Origin of the sequence: Mesorhizobium vachelliae (genome assembly GCF_033977325.1) — a bacterium.
Lineage (GTDB): Bacteria > Pseudomonadota > Alphaproteobacteria > Rhizobiales > Rhizobiaceae > Mesorhizobium > Mesorhizobium vachelliae.
Map to the genome: position 1 here is coordinate 88,168 of NZ_JAVIIR010000016.1, position 20,419 is coordinate 108,586.

Sequence of the window (20,419 nt, forward strand, 5' to 3'; positions counted from 1 at the left end):
AGTTAGCACCCAAACCCACCGCCCCTATCCACCTCGGACAGAGGGATGCCAAAACGTGACGGCTCTCTCGATGAGAGCCACCACGCCATAAAAGACCGAACCCGCAAGTGCTGCAACTGCGATTTCGGCCCACACCATGTCGATGTTCATCCGCCCTACTTCCGTCGAGATGCGGAATCCCATGCCGACCACGGGCGTGCCGAAGAACTCGGCGACGATGGCGCCGATCAGCGCCAGCGTCGAGTTGATCTTCAGTGCGTTGAAGATGAACGGCATTGCCGCCGGCAGCCTGAGCTTGAGAAGCGTCGGCCAATAGCCCGACGCATAGGTGCGCATCAGGTCGCGTTCCATATGCCCGGATGCGGCGAGCCCCGCGACCGTGTTCACCAGCATCGGGAAGAAGGTCATGATGATGACCACCGCGGCCTTGGAAGGCCAGTCGAAGCCGAACCACATGACCATGATCGGAGCCACGCCGATGATCGGCAGCGCCGAGACCATATTGCCGATCGGCAGCAGACCGCGCCGCAGGAACGGCACGCGGTCGGCGAGGATGGCGACGATAAAGCCGGCGAGATTGCCGACGATGTAGCCGATCAGCACCGCCTTGAAGATCGTTTGCCGCACATCCGAGCCCAGGATCGGCAGCGAGTTGGCGATGCGCGCGCCGATTGCGCTCGGCGGCGGCAGAAGGATGAAGGGGATGCCGGCGCCGCGCGTCACCGCTTCCCAGATGATCAGGATCCAGGCGCCGAAGATCGCCGGGATGATCAGGCGCAGCGCGTTCCTTGAGACGCTCTCGCTCGGACGCAACGAGGAGAGCAAGGCGACGCAGCGCCAGGCAAGCAGCCAGGCCGCGGCAAGCAGCAGGAAATATGGCGCCAGCGCCGTGCCCTCGAAACCGGCTATGCCCTTGATCAAGAGCCAGGCGGCGGCATGCGCGCCGACGAACAGCACGATGGCTTCCGCGACCGGCGTCAGCCTTACGGACGAAACCAGCGCCGCGATAAGCAACAGCCCGATGATCAGCCCCTTCGCGCCCATATAGGGATAGGCCAGCGTCGTGGCCGGCTCTGCCAGCGCGGCGGCTTCCGGCTTCGTCATTGCGCCGAGCGCGAAGGCCACGAGGCAAAGAAGGATGGCAAACGCCGCCTGCCATGATGGCTTCAGCCAATTCATGCCGGCCTCCCACCCATGGCGCGGTCGACCAGCCGTCCCGCGATACCCACCACCATCACCAGCAGAGCCGCGACGATGGAACCGGCGACCAATGCGGACCAGATATCGATCGTCTGGCTGTAATAGGCGCCCGCGAGCAGCTTGGCGCCGATGCCGGCGACAGCGCCTGTCGGCAGCTCGCCGACGATGGCGCCGACCAGGCTTGCCGCCACCGCCACCTTCATCGAGGTGAACAGGAACGGCACCGAGGCCGGCACGCGCAGTTTCCAGAAGGTCTGCGAGGCGCTGGCGTTATAGGTATGCATGAGGTCGAGATGCATGAGCTCGGGCGAGCGCAGACCTTTCACCATGCCGACCGCGACCGGGAAGAACGACAGATAGGTCGAGATCAGCGCCTTGGGGATCAGGCCGGTGATGCCGATCGCCGCCAGCACCACGATGATCATCGGCGCCACCGCCAGGATCGGAATGGTCTGGGAAGCGATGATCCACGGCATCAGGCTACGGTCCAGCGTCGCCACATGCACGATGCCGACCGCGATGACGATGCCGAGCGCCGTGCCGAAGGCAAAGCCGAGCAGCGTCGAGGACAGCGTTACCCAGGCGTTGTAGACCAGGCTGCGGTTCGATGTGACGGACCGCAGGAAAGTGTTTTCGAAGAAATTCACCGCCACCTGGTGCGGCGCCGGCAATGTCGGCTTCGGCTGCGACAGCGTCTTGCCGATGAACTCGACCGTGCCGGGCGTTTCATTGCCCCTGGTGTCGAGATCGCGCTGGAACGGTGCGTTGAGGATGACGGCGAACACGTACCAGAGCACCACCACGCCGGCCAGGATGGTGGTGACGGGAACGATCTTGGAGCGGAAAGAGTCCATCAGCGCTCCCCTCCTCCTCTCCCCAGCGGGGAGAGGGTGGCCGGAGCGAAGCGAAGGCCGGGTGAGGGTGAGTGTATCCGCCCCTCGAGCACCGCTAGAATCGTATCCAGCACCGCGCGGCGCTCGGTCAGAACCTCCTGATTCCAGAATCGAAGCACAGAGTAGCCGTGATCGTTCAACCAGGCGGTCCTCGCCGCGTCGGTTGATGAGTCCGCGTGCTGGCTACCGTCTATTTCGACAATCAACGCTTTCTCACGACACACAAAATCCGCGAAGAAAGGCCCCAGCGGCACTTGCCTCACGAACTTGTAGCCGTTGAGGTGCCGCCCTCTCAGTTCGCCCCAAAGCCTGTATTCCGCTTCGGTCTCATCAATCCGGAGTTCACGGACTCGGGCCGTTGCACCTACTTTTCTTTTGGTTGGGTCCGTAGACGCCCCCTCACCCGACCTCCGCTTCGCTCCGGCCACCCTCTCCCCGGTGGGGAGAGGAGGGAGTTCTTCCCCCTCAATCATCATAGCTGTGCCCTGCCCTCAGGCCGTCGCGCACGCGCGCGGCGATCGCCAGGAATTCCGGCGTCTCGCGAATATCGAGCGGCCGCTTCCTCGGCAGCGTCGATTCGATGACGTCGGTGACGCGGCCGGGCCGCGGCGACATCACCACGATGCGCGTCGACAGATAGACCGCCTCCGGGATCGAATGGGTGACGAAACAGATCGTCTTGTTGGTCCGGTCCCACAGATCGAGGAGTTGCTCATTGAGATGGTCGCGCACGATCTCGTCCAGCGCGCCGAACGGCTCGTCCATCAACAGAAGGTCCGCATCAAAGGCCAAGGCGCGCGCGATCGAGGCGCGCTGCTGCATGCCGCCGGAAAGCTGCCAGGGATATTTCTTCTCGAAGCCCGAGAGGTTGACCAGCGCCAGCGTGCGCTTGATGCGCTCCGCCTGTTCGGCCTGGCTGAGGCCCATGACCTCCAGCGGCAGCGCGACGTTGCGCTCGATCGTGCGCCACGGGAACAGGGCGGCGGCCTGGAAGACATAGCCATAGGCGCGCTTCTCGCGCGCCTGCTCCGGCGTCATCCCGTTGACGGAGATCGTTCCCGAGGTCGCCTTCTCCAGATCGGCGATGACACGCAGCAAGGTGGTCTTGCCGCAGCCCGACGGGCCGATGAAAGAGACGAATTCGCCCTTGCCGATGGTGAGATCGACATTGGAGAGCGCCTGCACCGGACCGTCATTGGTCTGGAAGGTAAGGCCGAGCTTGCTTGCCGAGACGACGGCTGGCGGCTGTTCGGTCATTGGCTGAAGCCTGCCTTTCGCAGCCCCTGCCGCCCTGTCCGCAATGCGGTTGATTTTATGATAGCGTTGCTTTCCACTCGTCCTGTCCCACCCGATCGACGCCGCCCGGAGCCTTGCCGATGTCGCCTAAACCCACCTGTCATCTCGTTCGCCCCGAAAGCACCTATCAGGGCAAGCAGGGGCTGAGCTATTTCGCCGGCATCGCCGCCGAGACCGTCGGCTCTTCCGGCATCTGCATGCATCTTCTCACCATGCCGCCCGGCGCCCGCGCCAAGGCCCATATGCATGAAAGCCACGAGACGGCCATCTACGTGCTCTCGGGTGAGGTTCACACCTGGTACGGCGACCGGCTCGAGCACCACGTCGTCACCAGGGCCGGCGACCTCTTCTACATTCCGGCCGGCGTGCCGCATCTGCCCGCCAATCTGAGCGGCGCGCCCGCCTCCGCGGTCATCGCCCGCACCGATCCCAACGAGCAGGAAAGCGTCGTCCTGCTGCCGGGGCTGGATGGCCTCGTCGCCTAGGGGGAGCAAAAAGTCTCTCGCCGTCATCGGCACCGGGAGCCCCAGGGCTTTGATGGATCGATGCTGGTTGCGGCGGCCAGGCAACCAGGCAGCAAGGCTGCCGGCGCGATGGCAGGACGAACTCCGCGCACGCTCAAACTCCGGTCGCCGGAATGCCGGTACGCTCCACCTTGCGCGGCGCGGAAATCTCCTTCCAGGTCGACAGCGCCCGATTGACCGCGGCGTTCGGCTCGCGGGCGACGAACTCGCCATGGCCGGCCTTGGCCTTCACATCCGCTTCCTCGATCGAGAGCTCGCCGCGCGAGAAGACGAAGCGTGGCAGGCCGGTCACCTCGATGCCCTCGAAGACGTTGTAGTCGATCACCGACTGCTGCTTCTTGGCCGAGATCGTCTTCTGGCGCTTCGGGTCCCAGACGATGATGTCGGCGTCGGCGCCTTCGACGATCGCGCCCTTCTTGGGGTACATGTTGAGGATCTTGGCGATGTTGGTCGAGGTCACCGCTACGAACTCGTTCATCGTCAGCCGCCCGGTGTTGACGCCTCTCGTCCACAGCACCGGCAAGCGGTCCTCGAGCCCGCCCGTGCCGTTCGGGATCTTGGTGAAGTCGCCGACGCCGTTGCGCTTTTGGCTAGTGGTGAAGGCGCAATGATCGGTCGCGACCACCTGCAGCGATCCGGCCTGCAGGCCGGCCCACAGCGAGTCCTGATGCAGCTTGTTGCGGAAGGGCGGGCTCATCACGCGGCGCGCCGCGTGATCCCAGTCCTTGTTGAAATATTCGGTCTCGTCGAGCGTCAGATGCTGGATCAGCGGCTCGCCAAAGACGCGCATGCCTTTCTGGCGCGCGCGGCGGATCGCTTCGTGGCTCTGCTCGCAGGAGACATGCACGACATAGAGCGGCACGCCGGCCATGTCGGCGATCATGATGGCGCGATTCGTGGCCTCGCCTTCCACTTCCGGCGGGCGCGAATAGGCATGGCCCTCGGGACCATTGTTGCCGGCGGCGAGCAGTTTTTGCGAAAGTGCTGCAACCACGTCGCCATTCTCGGCATGGACCAGCGGCAGCGCGCCGAGGTCGGCGCAGCGCTGGAACGACGAATACATCTCGTCGTCGTCCACCATCAGCGCGCCCTTATAGGCCATGAAATGCTTGAACGAGGTGATGCCCCGGTCGACGACTTGAGCCATCTCGTCGAACACCTGCTTGCCCCACCAGGTGATCGCCATGTGGAAGGAATAGTCGCAGGACGCCTTCGAGGTCTTGTTGTCCCACATCTGCAGCGCTTCGAGCAGCGACTGCTGCGGCGCCGGCAGGCAGAAGTCGACCACCATGGTCGTGCCGCCGGAAAGTGCTGCGCGCGTGCCGGATTCGAAATCGTCGGCCGAATAGGTGCCCATGAAGGGCATTTCCAGATGGGTATGCGGATCGATACCGCCCGGCATGACGTAGCAGCCCGTGGCGTCGAACTCATGGTCGCCGTGCAGGTTCGAGCCGATGGCGACGATCTTGCCGTGCTGCATCAGCACGTCGGCCTTCCATGTGCGGTCGGCGGTGACAACGGTGCCGTTGCGGATGACTTTGGTCATATCTGTTCCCCTGTTCTTTCGCGCTTCTTGGCGAGCGGCGTTGCGAGGTGATTGGTCTAGTCGATCATTCAGGCGGTCTCGGCCGTCATTGGTTCTTTTGCGGACAGCGCGTAGTCCCGGGCCAAATCGAAGAAACTGGCTGATCTGGCGTGCCCTTCGGCATCAGGCCTGACAACATTGATCGAAACGCCCTTCTCATATTTCCCATTCAAAAACGATATGGCGTCTTCGTACTTCCTCTCGTCTAGCAAAGACACCACCTTCGTTGTCGAAAGCATCCCAAACGGGTCTGCCTTTTCAGCCAGAACATCTGAGAAAGGTCTCGAAGACAGCTCTCGCAAAATCGACGACCTTTCGGACATTGCAAACTGCACGAAGTCAGAGGCCATTTGCTCTGGAGCCCCGCAATCAACGATTGACTCGGCAAGAGTCGGCGCTTCGCAAATAAATGCGCCCCACTTTCTGAACGATAACGGCTCTGTCTCGTTGTCCTTAGCTCCGATAATCTTCCACAGAAGCGGGTCCAGTGTCATTGGCTTGGCTTGCAGAAGAAACTGCAGCCTGCGCGTCGGCCAGAGGAGAACGCATTCCGCGCAGATGAACCAAGGGCCATCCTGCCTCGAAATTGAACTCCAATACTTGCGCCATCCCCTTCCCTTGATTGCGGGCCGCAGCCCGGCCTCCCAGGCCTTTCCATAAGCCTTTCGCTGCCGATCGTCTTCCCGGATGCCCAAGGGCTCACTCCACAATCCCCGCGGTCTCCACCACCGCGTGGAACAGCACGTCGGCGCCCGCCGCCGCCCACTCCTTGGTGATCTCCTCGGCCTCGTTGTGGCTGAGCCCGTCGACGCAGGGGCACATCACCATCGCGGTCGGCGCGACGCGGTTGATCCAGCAGGCGTCGTGGCCAGCGCCCGAGACGATGTTGCGATGCGAGTAGCCCAACCGCTCGGCGGCGTCGCGGATCGCCTTGACGCAATCCTTGTCGAAGGTGACCGGATCGAAATGACCGACCTGCTCGATCTCGTATTTGATGTCGAGCGCATCGCAGATCGTGTCGATGCCTTCGCGGATGCGGCCATCCATGGCGTCGAGCACTTCCTTCTCCGGCGAGCGGATATCGATGGTGAAGACCGTGCGGCCCGCGATGATGTTGCGCGAGTTCGGATAGGCCTGCATGTGGCCGACCGCACCGACGGCGTCCGGCTGGTAGTCCATGGCGATCTCGTGCACCAGTTCGATCACGCGCGCCATGCCGAGCCCGGCATTGCGACGCTTCGGCATCGGCGTCGAGCCGGTATGCGCTTCCTTGCCGGTCAGCGTCACCTGCAGCCATTTCAGGCCCTGGCCGTGCGTGACGACACCGATGTCGATGCCCTCGTCCTCCAGGATCGGCCCCTGCTCGATATGCAGTTCGAAGAAGGCGTGGATCTTGCGATCACCGACCTTTTCCGTGCCCTTCCAGCCGATGCGCTCGAGCTCCTCGCCGAACTTTTTGCCGTCCTTGTCGACATGCTGGTAGACATCGGCCTGGTCGAGCACGCCGGCGAACACGCCGGACGCCATCATGGCCGGCGCGAAGCGCGCGCCTTCCTCGTTCGTCCAGTTGGTGACGACGATCGGATGTTTCGTCTTGATGCCGAGGTCGTTGAGCGAGCGTACGACTTCGAGCCCGCCCAGCACGCCGAGCACGCCGTCATACTTGCCGCCGGTCGGCTGCGTGTCGAGATGGCTGCCGACATAGACGGGCGGCAGGCTGGGATCGGTGCCCTCGCGGCGGGCAAACATGGTGCCCATCTCGTCGAGGCCCATTTCGAGCCCGGCGGCCTCGCACCAGCGCTTGAACAAATGGCGACCCTCGCCGTCCTCGTCGGTCACGGTCTGGCGATTGTTGCCGCCGGCAATGCCGGGGCCGATCTTCGCCATCTCCATGATGGAATCCCACAAGCGGTCTGAATTGATTCGCAGATTTTCGCCGGGTGCGGCCATTTGCGGTTCCCATTTTCACCAGGGGTCTTGTCGCCCCTTGAGTGGTTTGCATCCTGACCGTATGGTCAGCTTTCAGACTACACAAGCTGACCAAGCGGTCAACGAGAATCTTGGGGGAGACATGACCGAATCCACCCGTCCCATGCGGCGCCAGGACATAAGGCGGGAGAATGAAAAAGCCATTCTGCTCGCCGCCGAAAAGGTGTTCGCAGAGGCAGGGTTCGGTGGCGCCACGATGCAGCTGATCGCCGATCTGGCGGGGCTGCCAAAGGCAAATCTCCACTATTATTTCGCCACCAAGGAAGAGCTCTACCGGTCCGTCGTCCAGAACATTTTCGAGATCTGGCTGCAGGCGGCCAATTGCTTTGACGCGGCGCGCGGCCCGGTGGACGGCATCAGTTCCTATATCGACGCCAAGATGGAAATATCGCGCCGCCACCCGGACGGTTCGAAGGTCTGGGCCTCCGAGGTGATGCACGGCGCGCCGGTGCTTCAGGACTATATGGAATCGACGCTGCGCGAATGGACCGACGGCCGCGTCGAGATCATCAGGCGCTGGATCGAGGAGGGCAAGATGGACCCGGTGGACCCGCGGCATCTGCTTTACATGTTATGGGCCACGACCCAGCACTACGCCGATTTCGGCCACCAGATCGAGACGCTGAACGGCGGCAAGTCGCTCTCGGACCGGCAATGGCGGGAAGCCAAGGAAAACATCAAGCGGGTCATCCTGACCGGCATCGGCGCACAGCCGGCCTGACTCTTGCAGGCCGTTGCGGCAAGGGATTGGTTGACGCGCTGCGCGTTCTATTGGGCGGCTTGCTATGCCTTCAATTCATCGAGGAACATCTGCGCCAGCCGAGGCTCCCCTGGCTGATTGGGCCCACGTTCCGCCCTGAGTTCAGCCAGTCGCTGCATGGGAGCAAAGAGGTCGACAAAACCCATTTTTTCCCGAACCGCGACAAGTTCGGCTCCTATCGCGGCGAGCCGCTTTGCACTTTCCGGCAAATGGCGGCTTTCCAGGAAGGCAGGAAGCGTTCCTTCGTTCTGGTCGAACAATCCCCATCTGCCGTCAGCGCAGTCGCGAAGCGCAACCAGCAAGGCATCGGAATAGGCAGCCTCGAGAGACTGCCTTTCCTGTTCCAAGGCCGCTTCGCGTTTGGCAGAGACCATTCCCGACCTTTTAGTCGATCGACCTCAGCACGTCCCTGACATGGTCGATCAGTTCGTTGATCTGGCCCTTGGTGATGATCAGCGGCGGCGACAACGCGATGATGTCGCCGGTGGTGCGGATCAGCGCGCCGCGCTCGAACGCCTTCACGAAGGCCGAGAAGGCACGCTTGGTCGGGCTGCCGGCGATCGGCGCCAGCTCGATCGCGCCGATCAGGCCGATGTTGCGGATGTCGATGACATGCGGCTCGCCCTTCAGCGAATGCAGCGCGTCTTCCCAGTAAGGCGCGAGCTCCTCGCCGCGCGTCAGCAGGCCTTCTTCCTTGTAGGTATCGAGAGTGCCGAGCGCCGCGGCGGAGGCGATCGGGTTGCCCGAATATGTGTAGCCGTGGAAGAACTCGATCATGTGCTCGGGGCCGGTCATGAAGGCGTCGTGGATCTCCTTCTTCACGAACACCGCGCCCATCGGGATGACGCCGTTGGAGACGCCCTTGGCAGTGGTCATGATGTCCGGCGTGACGCCGAAATAGTCGGCCGCGAACGGCGTGCCGAGGCGGCCGAAGCCGGTGATCACTTCATCGAAAATCAACAATATGCCGTGCTTCGTGCAGATTTCCCGAAGCTTCTGCAGATAGCCCTTCGGCGGCAGGATGACGCCGGTGGAGCCGGCGACCGGCTCGACGATCACGGCGGCGATGGTCGAGGAATCGTGCAGCGCAATCAGCCGCTCGAGGTCGTTCGCGAGCTCCGCGCCATGTTCCGGAACGCCCTTGGAGAAGGCGTTCTTCTCGGGCAGGTGCGTGTGCGGCAGATGGTCGACGCCGCCGAGCAGCGTGCCGAACATCTTGCGGTTGGAGACGATGCCGCCGACCGAGATGCCGCCGAAATTCACGCCGTGATAGCCGCGCTCACGGCCGATCAGGCGGGTGCGCGAGCCCTCGCCCCGAACGCGGTGATAGGCGATCGCCATCTTCAGCGCGGTCTCCACCGATTCCGATCCGGAATTGGTGAAGAAGACATGGTCCATGCCCTTGGGCGCGATATCGACCAGGCGGTTCGCCAGCTCGAACACGACCGGGTGGCCCATCTGGAAAGCAGGCGCGTAGTCGAGCTCGGCGGCCTGGTGCTGGATGGCCTCGGTGATCTTCGGCCGGCAGTGGCCGGCGTTCACGCACCACAGGCCCGCCGTGCCGTCGAGCACCTTGCGGCCGTCGCTGGTGGTGTAATGCATGTCCTTGGCGGACACCAACATGCGTGGCGCCTGCTTGAACTGGCGGTTTGCCGTGAACGGCATCCAGAATGCGCTGAGATCGTTCGGCGTGACTTTCAGCCGGTTGGACATGACCAGGACTTCCCCTTGTAACGTGTTTCGGTGCGGCCAACGCTTGGTCTTCGCTGCGTTTTCGTGCTACGCAAAATTTTGACCGGTTGGACAAACGTTAGCGCCGCCTGTCGGCGGTCAAAGGATTACTAGCGGAAATGCGGCATAAAAAGCGCGCTCCACAGCCCAAGGAAAAACTGGTCCAGACAATTGGTCCAGAGAGCCCACGCGAAAACGGCCGGCAAGGATGACGGCGGCGATGGAAGGCTCCGCTCCCCGCCGCACCCGCATCCAGCAGGAAAAGCGCGAGCTCATCCTGGAAGCCGCGCTCGAAGTCTTCTCCGCCAACGGTTTTCGCGGTTCGACCATCGACCAGATCGCCGAAGCCGCCGGCATGTCGAAGCCAAACCTTCTCTATTACTTCCGCCGCAAGGAAGACATTCACGAGACGTTGATGCAGCGCCTGCTCGACACCTGGCTGGCGCCGCTGCGCGAGCTTGACGACATCGGCGATCCGCTGACGGAGCTTAGAAGCTATATCCGCAGGAAGCTCGAAATGGCGCGCGACTTTCCGCGCGAAAGCCGGTTGTTCGCCAATGAGATCCTGCAGGGCGCACCGCGCATCAAGCCGATGCTGGAGGGCGAGCTGAAGACCTTGGTCGACGAGAAGGCCACCGTCATCAAGGGCTGGATGCGCGCCGGCAAGATCGCCCGCACCGACCCCTGGCACCTGATCTTCTCGATCTGGGCGACGACGCAGCACTATGCCGATTTCGACGTGCAGGTGCGCGCCGTGCTCGGCGCCGACCGCGGCGGCGACGGCCGCTTCGAGGACGCGGCGCGCTTCCTGGAGCAGCTGTTCCTGGATGGGCTGAAGCCTAAGGGCTGACCGGCGGTGGATGGCTCAGGCGCTGCGCCGCTCAGTTGGCAGGTCGTCGAGCAGCTTCTTGAGCTTTGCCACCGAATTCTGCTCGGCAAGCGGCGTGTAGACGATCAATCGCATATCCGAACCGTCGTCGATCGACAGGCTCATATGCTCGAATGTCATCGCGCCGGCGATCGGGTGGCGCAGATGCTTCAGGCCGGAAAGCCGGTGCACGACATCGCGCTGCGGCCACCATTCGCGGAATTCGGGGCTTGAGCGCATCATCAGTTCGATCAGCCGCTCGAAATCCGGATCGCCGGTGTATTTCGCGCTCTCGGCGCGGAAGGCGGCAAGGGTCGCGCGCGCCAGCTGCTCCCAGTCCACCAGCAGATGCCGCCGGTGCGGATCGGTGAACACGCCGTGGATGATGTTGCGGGCATCGCCCTCCAGCAGGCCGTAGTCGCCGAAGATGGCGACGGCCGCGTCGTTCCAAGCCAGCACGTCCCAACGCGGACCGACGACATAGGCGGGCTGCAGCACCAGGCTCTGCAACATGTGCAGCAACGGTCCCTCGACCTTTCCCGCAACGATGCGCCGCCGCTCGGGCTGCTGGCGCCCGGCGAGCGTGAACAGATGCCGCTGCTCGGCCCCGTCGAGCCGCAGCGCCTGGCAGAGCGCGGTCAGCACCTCGATCGAAGGCCGCACGTCCCTGCCCTGCTCCAGCCAGGTGTACCAGGTCGTGCCGACGCCGGCGATCATCGCCACTTCCTCCCGCCGCAGCCCGGGCGTGCGCCGACGCCGGCCGGCGGCGATGCCGGTATCCGAGGGCGAGAGCCTTTCGCGGCGGGAACGCAGGAAGGCGCCGAGCTCGCGCCGGCGATGATCTTCGGGGGAATGAGCGATGGCGTCCATGTGCCTATTATAGCAGTACCGGTACCAGGATAAAGTTTGAACTGTTTGAGATACGCGCCGTGTCCCATCTTTCCGTTCAGAGCAGCGCAAGGAGGCTCTGATCATGGAACTCAAGGACAAGACAATTCTCGTCACCGGCTCGACCGACGGCGTCGGCCGCGTGGTCGCCGAAAGGCTCGGTGCCGCGGGCGCGCGGGTGCTGGTGCATGGCCGCGACGCTGACCGCGGCAAGGCGACCGTGGCCGCCATAGAGGCAAAAGGCGGCAAGGCGGAATTCCTCGCCGCCGACCTCGCTTCGCTTGCCGAAGTGCGCCGCCTCGCCGAAGCGGTGCGCGCCAGGACTGACCGGCTCGACGTCCTGATCAACAATGCCGGCGTCGGCACCGGCGGCCAGGGCGCGAAGCGACAGGTCAGCGCCGACGGCTACGAGCTGCGCTTCGCCGTCAACTATCTTGCGGGCTTCCTGCTGACGTCGGAACTGCTGCCGTTGCTGAAAGCAAGCGCGCCGGCACGCATCGTCAACGTCGCCTCGGCCGGCCAGCAGGCGATCGACTTCGACGATGTCATGCTGACGCACGGCTACAGTGGCGTGCGCGCCTACTGCCAGAGCAAGCTGGCGCAGATCCTGTTCACCGTCGATTTGGCTCAGCAGCTCGACGGCACCGGCGTCACCGTCAACGCGCTCCATCCGGCAAGCTACATGGACACCACCATGGTCCGGCGGGCCGGCGTCACGCCATGGAGCTCGGTCGAGACCGGCGCCGACGCCATCCTGAGCCTCGCCACGTCGCCGGCGCTCGAGGGACGCAGCGGCCGCTATTTCGACGGCCAACGGGAATCGCGCGCCGACGGCCAGGCCTATGACGAAAAGGCCCGCCGCCAATTGCGGAGCTTGAGCCTCGAACTGACCAGACAATCTTCCACGACAGCCAGGGAAAAGCATTCATGAGCGAGACCATCCAACATTGCGTCATCATCGGCGGCTCATCCGGCATCGGCTTCGCCACGACCAAACGGCTGGTCGGTCCCGGCATGAAAGTGACCATCACCGGTCGCAACGAGGAGAAGCTCAAAGGCGCTTGGAAGGCCCTTGGCGGCACTGTCGGCAAGGCCGTGTTCGACGCCGCGAAGCCGGATGAGGTCCGGAATTTCTTCGATGGTCTCGGACCGTTCGATCACCTGGTTCTCGCCGCGAGCGGCGGCAAGGGTCTGGGGCCTTTCGCGACGCTGGACCTTGCCGATATCGGCAGCGGCGTCGATGAAAAGATCCGGCCGCAATTGTCCTGCCTGCAGGCGGCCCTGCCGACCTTGAACAAAGCCGGATCGGTGACCTTCATCTCGGCCGTCTCGGCGCAGATCGCGGCGCCCGGCGTCGCCGGCATCGGCGCCATCAACGGCATGCTGCTCACTGTCGCGCCGATCCTGGCTGTCGAGCTGAAGCCGCTGCGCGTCAATGTCGTGGCGCCCGGCGTCATCGACACGCCATGGTGGGACTTTTTGCCGGACGAGCAGCGGCAGGCGGTCTTTGCCGAATATGCCGGCAAGACGCCGGTTGGCCGCATCGGCCGCGCCGAGGACGTCGCCGAGGCGATCGCCTTCCTGGTCTCCAACGGCTTCATGACCGGCCAGGTGCTGACCTGCGACGGCGGCCTCAGGTTCGCGGCCTAGCCCTGGGCCGTCAAAGCGAATGCGCGATCAGCGCCAGGAACCTCCGCCCAGCGCGAAAACGAAAAGCGTGGGCCCATCAACGGGCCCACGCTATCGAACGATAAACTCAGGCGGCCTTGGCGGACGGCATCGGATGGATGGAGTGGAACGGAATGCAGAGCCGGTTCCAGGTGTTGATCATGCCGAGCGCCACCGAGAGCTTGACCAGTTCCTCTTCCGAAAAATGCTCGAGCGTGCGGGCGTAGAGCTCGTCCGATACGCCATTGTCGGCGATCAGCGTCACGGCCTCGGTCCAGGCGAAGGCGGCGCGCTCGCGTTCCGAAAACAGCGGCGATTCCTTCCAGGCGGCGACGAGATAGAGCCGGGTTTCGGTCTCGCCGTCGCGCCTGGCCTCGCGGCTGTGCATCTCGACGCAGTATGAGCAGCCATTGATCTGCGAAGCCCTGAGCTTGATCAGATGCAGCAGGCTCACTTCCAGTCCGCACTCATCGACGGCCTTGTTGAGCGCCGACACCGCCTTCATGATTTCCGGCGCCTTGGCAAAGAACTGCAATCTCTGTTTCATCGTCTTTCCTTCCAGGTTTTGAGTGGGTTTAGATCTGCTTGGATGAAGCGGATTTCTGCGGTCGTTGGTGACGCTCGACGAAGGCGCAGCTCGCGGCGTAGGATCGCGGATCGCCTTCAGCCGCATATTCCGCGACGATGTCGGAAATCCTCACTTCGGCGAGCGCCGCCCGATAGGCGCGCTCGGCCTTCAGCATCGCGGCATTGATGCCGCACGGCTTCACATAAGCCGAGGCACCGATCTTGACCGGGCCGCGCTGGCGGATCTCGCTGCAACGAAACGCCGGCTCACGCCCCTCGATGGCCAGCACGACATCGAGCAGCGTGATTTGTTCCGCCGCCCGCGCCAGCCGGTAGCCGCCCGCAGGTCCGGGCAGCGATTCCAGGATGCGCGCCGCGGTCAGTTGATTGAGATGCTTGAGCAGGTAGCTCGGCGACAGACCGAATGCCTCAGCGAGAGCAGCGCCCGGCATCGTGCTGTTGCCATCAACGCTGGCCAGCGTGGCGGTGCAGTGGATAGCCGCCTCGACCCCTTCGCTCAGCTTCATGGCCTCGATCTCCTATTCGTAGATATATTTTATCCTGGATAACTTTTATCTGCAATAGGCGAAATGAAAATTAACCTCAATTCGCAATGGCAGCGTGAGAGAGAACGGGCTTCGCAGGACTTGGGTTCCTCGCGCCCCGCGAAGCGGGGGGGAGAGGTGGCCCGGCGAAGCCGGGACGGAGAGGGGGACGACCTACGCGAAGCCAGAGCCGGTGAAAGACGCGACGGAAGAAAATAAAGAAAATCGAGGGCCTGGGCGGTCGTCCGGAGGCCCCTCTCCGTCCCGGCTTCGCCGGGCCACCTCTCCCCACTGCGTAGGCCGAGGAACCCAGCTATTCCGCAGCCACCTTGGCCATCGGATTGTTGGGGTGCGTCGTCCAGTTGGCGTAGATCGGCGACACCGGCTTGCCGGTGCGCTGGTCCATCGCGCCCGCGGCCAGCGGCTCCATGGTGATGCAGCCTTCGACCGGGCAGACATTGACGCAGAGATTGCAGCCGACGCATTCGGCCTCGATCACTTCGAAATGCCTCGCGCCATCGACCATGCTGGTTATTGCCTGGTGCGAGGTGTCCTCGCAGGCGATATGGCAGCGGCCGCATTTGATGCAGGCATCCTGGTCGATATGCGCCTTGGCGACATAGTTGAGGTTGAGATACTGCCAGTCGGTGACGTTGGGCGTAGCGCGGCCGATGATGTCGGAGAGCGAGGCATGCCCCTTCTCGTCCATCCAGTTCTCCAGGCCTGCGATCATCTCCTGTACGATCTTGAAGCCATAGGTCATCGCCGCCGTGCAGACCTGCACGTTGCCGGCGCCGAGCGCCATGAATTCGGCGGCATCGCGCCAGGTGGTTATGCCGCCGATGCCGGAGATCGGCAGGCCATGCGTTTCCGGATCGCGCGCGATCTCGGCCACCATGTTCATGGCGATCGGCTTCACCGCCGGGCCGCAATAGCCGCCGTGCGAGCCCTTGCCGTCGATGGTCGGCTGCGGCGCGAAATTGTCGAGGTCGACGCCGGTGATGGAGTTGATCGTGTTGATGAGCGAAACCGCATCCGTGCCACCGGCGTGCGCTGCCCTCGCGGGCTTGCGGATGTCGGTGATGTTGGGCGTCAGCTTGGTGATGACCGGCATGCGCGTGTACTGTTTGCACCAGCGCACCACCATTTCGATATATTCCGGCACCTGGCCGACCGCCGAGCCCATGCCGCGTTCCGACATGCCGTGCGGGCAGCCGAAATTGAGCTCGATGCCGTCGGCGCCGGTCTCCTCGACCATCGGCAGGATCGCCTTCCAGCTCTCCTCCACGCAAGGCACCATGATAGAGGCGATCAGCGCCCGGTCCGGCCAGTTCATCTTCACCTGCTTCATCTCGCGCAGGTTGGTCTGCAGGTCGCGGTCGGTGATCAGCTCGATATTGTTCAGGCCAAGCAGCCTGCGGTCGGCGCCCCAGATCGCGCCATAGCGCGGACCGTTGACGTTGACGACTGGCGGGCCTTCTTCGCCGAGCGTCTTCCACACCACGCCGCCCCAGCCGGCCTTGAAGGCGCGCTCGACATTGTACGCCTTGTCGGTCGGCGGCGCCGAGGCCAGCCAGAACGGATTGGGCGACTTGATGCCGATGAAGGTGTTGCGGATGTCTGCCATGCTCATGCCCTCCCGTTAGAGGTCAGTGCCCGGTGGATGCTCTCGGCCGCGTCGCGCCCCTGCGCCACCGCCGATACGGTCAAATCGTCGCCGCCGAAGATGCAGTCGCCGCCGGCCCAGACTTTCGCCAGCGATGTACGGCCTTCTGCATCGACCTTGATGCGGCCGCCTTCGAGTTCAATCGATTCGGCGCTGCCGTTGAGATGCGCCGGCACGAAGCTCTGGCCGATCGCCTTGAACACCTGGTCGGCATTCAGCCGCAGCGTTTCGCCGGTGCCGGCAAGCTTGTCGCCATTCATCGCGGTGTATTCGAGCTCGATTGCCGAGACCTTGCCGTTCTCGGCAATGACGCGCTTGGGCTGCAGCCAGTGGCGGATGGTGACGCCGTTGGCGGCGGCAAGGTCCTGCTCGAAACCGGAAGCATTCATATGCTCCTGGCCGCGCCGGTAGCAGATCGTCACCTCTTCCGCGCCGAGCAGTTTCGACTGCACCGCGGCGTCGATCGCCGTCATGCCGCCGCCGATGACGACGACGCGCCGGCCGACTGGCAGGCTGGAGAGGTCGCTTGCCTGGCGCAGTTCCGAGATGAATTCCACCGCATTGGCGACACCGTCGGCGTCTTCGCCTTCGGCGCGCAGTGCGTTGACGCCGCCGAGCCCGAGACCGAGGAACACGGCGTCGTAGTTGCGCATCAGGTCGGCCAGTTGGAAGTCGCGGCCGAGCGCCTTGCCGTTCTGGATGTCGATGCCGCCGATCGCGGTGACATAGTCGACCTCGGCCTGGGCGAAATCATCGACACTCTTATAGGCGGCAATGCCATATTCGTTGAGGCCGCCGGCCTTCGGCCGCGCCTCGAGGATCGTTACGTCATGGCCGTGGCGGGCAAGGCGATGCGCCGCCGCGAGCCCGGCCGGTCCGGCGCCGACCACGGCGATGCTCTTTCCGGTCGGCTCGGCGCGCTTGTAGAACTGCTTGCCTTCACCCATGGCGACATCGGTGGCGTAGCGCTGCAGCCGCCCGATCTGCACCGGCTTGCCTTCGGCCACTTCGCGCACGCAGACCTCTTCGCACAGCGTCTCGGTCGGGCACACCCGAGCGCACATGCCGCCGAGAATGTTCTGGTCGAAGATGGTCTTGGCCGAGCCCAGCGGATTGCCGGTGGCGATCTGCCGGATGAACAGCGGGATGTCGATCGACGTCGGGCACGCATTCATGCAGGGCGCGTCGTAGCAGAAATAGCAGCGATCGGACTCGACCAGCGCCTCATGGTGATCAAGCGGCGGATGAAGGTCGGAAAAATTGTCGGCATATTGCTCGGAAGACAGCCGGCCGCCGGCTATGCCTTCGATGAAATGACCAGTCGCCATTCCAGTTCCCCTTGTTGTCGTTTTGGGGAAGGCTAGCACGTTTTATTTTTTTATCAATTGGTCAATTTTTGGCCAAGTCACTGAAATGGTTGAGTAAAAACATGACAAATAAAGTCATGTTATGGCCACCTCGGTAACCTCTGCGGTGTCGTGGCTTAAGACCCTGTGGCCGTGCACCGACCGTATCTCGTCCGCCACCAATTCCTGCAGCCGCCACAGATTGCGGTCATGGATGCCGGAGGTCTCGAGATGGCTGACGGTATTGTAGAGATATTCGGCGCCGGAGCCGACATGGCCGCACGCGCGCCAGCACCCAAGCCACCTTCTCCAGCGGCTGCCCGAGCGACCTCCCCCTGCCTGTCACGCCGACCCAGAAGCCCAGCGCCCGCACCCGGCCTCGCGCCGTCCGCACCGGAACCCATCTGACGGAAGCGACGCTCTCGTGGTCGTCGATCTCGCGTCGCAGCAGCCTCTCGATCTGGGCCGGCTTTTCCCCGTCCGGCAGGCGGTAGATGACGCCGTCGCAACGCCCGCCGCGTTCCAGAGCCATCATCAGCCCCGGCTGCGCGGCGCTGCCTCGCCAGCGCACCATGTCAAGGCAGAAGGAGCGATGCCAGCCATGGGCCGAGGCACGCTGCTGCCCGACCGACTCGAAGGCCGGTTTCCAGATCAGCGAGCCATAGGCGAACACCCAGAGCGGGCCCTCGTCGGCTTCGCCGGCGAGACGCGCGGCGAGCGCGCTGAAATCGTCGTCGTTGAGTTGCGTCCACTCCCCGCTCGGACCGGGATCGATCTCCTCGCGATGGCAAAGAGCCACTAGCTCGGGCGTGAGCGACATCTGGCGCATGGAAAAACGCGAACCCCTCTTTGACGGGAGCAAAGTCGAAAAGCGCTGGCTATGCAAGATCAGGGAGCGCAGCGCCTTGCCGACCGGGATTTTCGGCCCATGTCGGATTTCTGTCGCCAGGATCGTCCTAGGATGGATCGAATCGCGATCGCTGCCTGAACCGGTGAGGAGACCGACCATGCCGAAATCCCCGCAACCTTTCTTCTGGTACGAACTGATGACCACCGACCTCGACGCCGCCGAGGCCTTCTACACCGCTGTCGTCGGCTGGAAGGCCGAGCCTTTCGACAAGACGCCCGGCATGCCCCGCTACATCGTCGTGAACTCCGCCGTGCGCGGCGTCGGCGGGCTGATGACGATGCCGGAAGAGCCCGCCAAGAGGGGTATGCCGCCAGCCTGGGTGGGCTACATCTACACCAAGGACGTCGACGCTTCGACCAAGGCGCTACAAGACGCGGGCGGTGCGGTCCATCGCGCGCCGGATGACATTCCGGGCGTCGGCCGTTTTGCCGTCGTCGCGGACCCGCAAGGCGCTGCCTTCATGTTCCTTGAGCCCAATCAGCCCGAGCAGCCGCCGGTGCCGGCGACCACGCCCGGCCATATCGGCTGGCACGAGCTCTACACCTCGGACTGGAAAGCCGCTTTCGATTTCTATTCCAGCCAGTTCGGCTGGGAGAGTGCCGGCGAGTTCGACATGGGCGAGATGGGTATTTACAAAACCTTCAGCGCCGGCCCCGAATCCGGCGGTGGCATGATGAACAAGCCACCACAGATCCCGGTTCCCGTCTGGCAGTTCTATTTCAACGTCGACGCCATCGACGCCGCCGCCAAGCGCGTCACCGACAATGGCGGCAAAGTCATCATGGGGCCGATGGACGTGCCGAGCGGCCAGTGGATCATCCAGTGCCAGGACCCGCAAGGCGCGCATTTCGCGCTGCTGGCGCCGGCGCGGTAGCGCGCCGACTCGCTGGCTGGCGCCGGATCACTCCGGCGTCAGCACCGCCACCCTGAGATCGGCCTTTTTCGCGCCGCTGAACTGGACGATGGCCGCGCCACCCGCGAGCTTGAAGCGTACGCTCTTGCGGATGCCCGGGCAGGTCTTCACACCGCTGAAGGCCGACGATTTTACGGTCTTGCCATCCTGCACGACATCGTTCCAGGCCTCATCGGACAGGCTGAGCTGCAGCTCGCCATCAGGCGGCACGGTCACGTTTGCCGTCGCGCCGAAGGTGCCGGCTGCCGGTGCGCGTTCCGGCGGCACTTCAAAGCTGACCGTGTCGACGGCCTCGAGCGAGAAATCCACCGCTTGCCCGACCGTCAGGGTCGCGCCGGACTGGGCGGCCGGCGCCGCCGGGAACAGCGCCTGCTCACGCGTAACCGGCCATTTGAAGGCGTCGCAGCCGGCGTCCGCGGCCGCGGCGAAGCCGGTGCTGGCGAGGATTGCGAATAGGCTGATGACGACTTTCTTCATGGCAAAGCGGATCCGTTGGTTTGATGCCTTCACATCATCGATACAACCATAAGGATAAATATGCAACCATTGCGAGAATAAATATCAGGATGTGAAACCATTCCACTCACCGATTGTTGATGCCGAGCCATGGGAAGTGAGTGGTCCGCTGCCGGACGATAATCTATGGCCGGACGGGGGGGTAAAATGGAGTATTAGATGAAGCTTTTTGAAAGCCTCGCCCAGTACCGTCCGCAAGCGCTGGGCGTGCTGCGTATCATGACCGCCTTGCAGTTCATCGAACATGGCTCGCAGAAGCTGTTCAACTTCCCGGTCAGCGGCCAGCCGCACGCCCTCACCGGGCTGACGACGGCTGCCGGCATCCTCGAATTCGCCGGCGGCATCCTGTTGGCGCTCGGCCTCTTCACCCGGCCGGTCGCGTTCCTTCTGGCCGGCGAAATGGCCATCGCCTATTTCACGGCGCACTTCCCGCGCGGCTTCTTCCCCGTCAATAATGGCGGCGACCTGGCGATCTCCTTCTGCTTCATCTTCCTCTATCTGATCTTCGCCGGCTCCGGTGCCTTCGCACTGGACAACCGTCGCAACGCTTGAAG

The 20,419-nt window shown here is 63.6% G+C and carries 22 protein-coding genes and 1 pseudogene; 7 read left to right on the forward strand and 16 right to left on the reverse strand.

Annotated features, from left to right (window positions below):
* Positions 1–24: 24 nt before the first annotated feature.
* Genes RFM41_RS27665 through RFM41_RS27680 form a run of 4 tightly spaced genes read right to left on the reverse strand, consistent with a single transcriptional unit; the run spans position 25 to position 3,350 of the window.
* Positions 25–1,179, reverse strand: coding sequence for an ABC transporter permease (locus RFM41_RS27665; RefSeq protein ID WP_320252547.1), 1,155 nt, complete (start codon positions 1,177–1,179; stop codon positions 25–27).
* Entirely contained in the window at positions 1,176–2,054 is an 879-nt protein-coding gene (locus RFM41_RS27670) for an ABC transporter permease (protein WP_320252546.1), read from the reverse strand. Before RFM41_RS27670 ends, RFM41_RS27665 begins: the two co-directional genes overlap by 4 nt.
* Positions 2,054–2,569 (reverse strand): endonuclease domain-containing protein, encoded by a 516-nt coding sequence (locus RFM41_RS27675; RefSeq protein WP_430708739.1) that lies wholly within the window; start codon positions 2,567–2,569, stop codon positions 2,054–2,056. Before RFM41_RS27675 ends, RFM41_RS27670 begins: the two co-directional genes overlap by 1 nt.
* A complete protein-coding gene (locus tag RFM41_RS27680; RefSeq protein WP_320252545.1) occupies positions 2,559–3,350 on the reverse strand; it encodes an ABC transporter ATP-binding protein in 792 nt (263 codons plus the stop codon). Before RFM41_RS27680 ends, RFM41_RS27675 begins: the two co-directional genes overlap by 11 nt.
* Positions 3,351–3,469: 119 nt before the next feature.
* Between RFM41_RS27680 and RFM41_RS27685 the strand changes: the two genes are divergently transcribed.
* Complete coding sequence (locus RFM41_RS27685) at positions 3,470–3,874, forward strand: cupin domain-containing protein (protein WP_430691566.1); 405 nt, start codon at positions 3,470–3,472, stop codon at positions 3,872–3,874.
* Positions 3,875–4,007: 133 nt separating this feature from the next.
* Here RFM41_RS27685 and hydA read toward each other — a convergent pair whose 3' ends face one another.
* The 3 genes from hydA to RFM41_RS27700 form a co-directional block, all read right to left on the reverse strand.
* Entirely contained in the window at positions 4,008–5,459 is a 1,452-nt protein-coding gene (hydA, locus tag RFM41_RS27690) for a dihydropyrimidinase (protein ID WP_320252543.1), read from the reverse strand.
* Positions 5,460–5,527: 68 nt separating this feature from the next.
* On the reverse strand, positions 5,528–6,193 hold the full coding sequence (locus tag RFM41_RS27695; RefSeq protein WP_320252542.1) for a PDZ domain-containing protein: 666 nt from the start codon (positions 6,191–6,193) through the stop codon (positions 5,528–5,530).
* Positions 6,194–6,197: 4 nt separating this feature from the next.
* Positions 6,198–7,448, reverse strand: a complete 1,251-nt coding sequence (locus RFM41_RS27700; RefSeq protein ID WP_320252541.1) for a Zn-dependent hydrolase — start codon at positions 7,446–7,448, stop codon at positions 6,198–6,200.
* A gap of 121 nt (positions 7,449–7,569) precedes the next feature.
* Between RFM41_RS27700 and RFM41_RS27705 the strand changes: the two genes are divergently transcribed.
* Complete coding sequence (locus tag RFM41_RS27705) at positions 7,570–8,208, forward strand: TetR/AcrR family transcriptional regulator (RefSeq protein ID WP_320252540.1); 639 nt, start codon at positions 7,570–7,572, stop codon at positions 8,206–8,208.
* Between the two features lie 62 nt (positions 8,209–8,270).
* Here RFM41_RS27705 and RFM41_RS27710 read toward each other — a convergent pair whose 3' ends face one another.
* Positions 8,271–8,594 carry a hypothetical protein gene (locus RFM41_RS27710; RefSeq protein WP_320252539.1) on the reverse strand — a complete coding sequence of 108 codons (324 nt, stop codon included), beginning with the start codon at positions 8,592–8,594 and terminating at the stop codon, positions 8,271–8,273.
* Positions 8,595–8,631: 37 nt separating this feature from the next.
* Positions 8,632–9,960, reverse strand: a complete 1,329-nt coding sequence (aptA, locus tag RFM41_RS27715) for an omega-aminotransferase AptA (RefSeq protein ID WP_320252538.1) — start codon at positions 9,958–9,960, stop codon at positions 8,632–8,634.
* Between the two features lie 238 nt (positions 9,961–10,198).
* Here aptA and RFM41_RS27720 point away from each other — a divergent pair, with 238 nt between their 5' ends.
* A complete protein-coding gene (locus RFM41_RS27720) occupies positions 10,199–10,828 on the forward strand; it encodes a TetR family transcriptional regulator C-terminal domain-containing protein (RefSeq protein WP_320252537.1) in 630 nt (209 codons plus the stop codon).
* Positions 10,829–10,843: 15 nt separating this feature from the next.
* On the opposite strand, the gene RFM41_RS27725 is transcribed toward RFM41_RS27720, so the two are convergent.
* Positions 10,844–11,716, reverse strand: a complete 873-nt coding sequence (locus tag RFM41_RS27725) for a helix-turn-helix transcriptional regulator (RefSeq protein WP_320252536.1) — start codon at positions 11,714–11,716, stop codon at positions 10,844–10,846.
* A gap of 103 nt (positions 11,717–11,819) precedes the next feature.
* Here RFM41_RS27725 and RFM41_RS27730 point away from each other — a divergent pair, with 103 nt between their 5' ends.
* Together RFM41_RS27730 and RFM41_RS27735 are read left to right on the forward strand one after the other, a co-directional pair.
* On the forward strand, positions 11,820–12,665 hold the full coding sequence (locus tag RFM41_RS27730; protein ID WP_320252535.1) for an SDR family oxidoreductase: 846 nt from the start codon (positions 11,820–11,822) through the stop codon (positions 12,663–12,665).
* On the forward strand, positions 12,662–13,384 hold the full coding sequence (locus RFM41_RS27735; RefSeq protein ID WP_320252534.1) for an SDR family oxidoreductase: 723 nt from the start codon (positions 12,662–12,664) through the stop codon (positions 13,382–13,384). Before RFM41_RS27730 ends, RFM41_RS27735 begins: the two co-directional genes overlap by 4 nt.
* A gap of 106 nt (positions 13,385–13,490) precedes the next feature.
* On the opposite strand, the gene RFM41_RS27740 is transcribed toward RFM41_RS27735, so the two are convergent.
* From RFM41_RS27740 to RFM41_RS27760, 5 genes and pseudogenes are all read right to left on the reverse strand, one after another.
* Positions 13,491–13,949, reverse strand: a complete 459-nt coding sequence (locus tag RFM41_RS27740) for a carboxymuconolactone decarboxylase family protein (RefSeq protein ID WP_320252533.1) — start codon at positions 13,947–13,949, stop codon at positions 13,491–13,493.
* Positions 13,950–13,977: 28 nt separating this feature from the next.
* Complete coding sequence (locus RFM41_RS27745; protein ID WP_320252532.1) at positions 13,978–14,496, reverse strand: RrF2 family transcriptional regulator; 519 nt, start codon at positions 14,494–14,496, stop codon at positions 13,978–13,980.
* A 331-nt stretch (positions 14,497–14,827) separates the two neighbouring features.
* Entirely contained in the window at positions 14,828–16,141 is a 1,314-nt protein-coding gene (preA, locus tag RFM41_RS27750; RefSeq protein ID WP_320252531.1) for an NAD-dependent dihydropyrimidine dehydrogenase subunit PreA, read from the reverse strand.
* 2 nt (positions 16,142–16,143) lie between these two features.
* The gene (locus tag RFM41_RS27755; protein ID WP_320252530.1) at positions 16,144–17,508 is read right to left on the reverse strand and encodes an NAD(P)-dependent oxidoreductase; all 1,365 of its coding nucleotides are present in this window, start codon (positions 17,506–17,508) and stop codon (positions 16,144–16,146) included.
* Between the two features lie 114 nt (positions 17,509–17,622).
* A pseudogene (locus RFM41_RS27760) lies at positions 17,623–18,355 on the reverse strand (gamma-glutamylcyclotransferase).
* 178 nt (positions 18,356–18,533) lie between these two features.
* Between RFM41_RS27760 and RFM41_RS27765 the strand changes: the two are divergent.
* A complete protein-coding gene (locus RFM41_RS27765) occupies positions 18,534–19,310 on the forward strand; it encodes a VOC family protein (RefSeq protein ID WP_320252529.1) in 777 nt (258 codons plus the stop codon).
* 27 nt (positions 19,311–19,337) lie between these two features.
* Here the strand turns inward: RFM41_RS27765 and RFM41_RS27770 are convergent, their stop codons facing one another.
* Positions 19,338–19,826: a hypothetical protein gene (locus RFM41_RS27770; protein ID WP_320252528.1), complete on the reverse strand. Its 489-nt coding sequence runs from the start codon at positions 19,824–19,826 to the stop codon at positions 19,338–19,340.
* Positions 19,827–20,024: 198 nt separating this feature from the next.
* Here RFM41_RS27770 and RFM41_RS27775 point away from each other — a divergent pair, with 198 nt between their 5' ends.
* A complete protein-coding gene (locus RFM41_RS27775; protein ID WP_320252527.1) occupies positions 20,025–20,417 on the forward strand; it encodes a DoxX family protein in 393 nt (130 codons plus the stop codon).
* Positions 20,418–20,419: the final 2 nt, after the last annotated feature.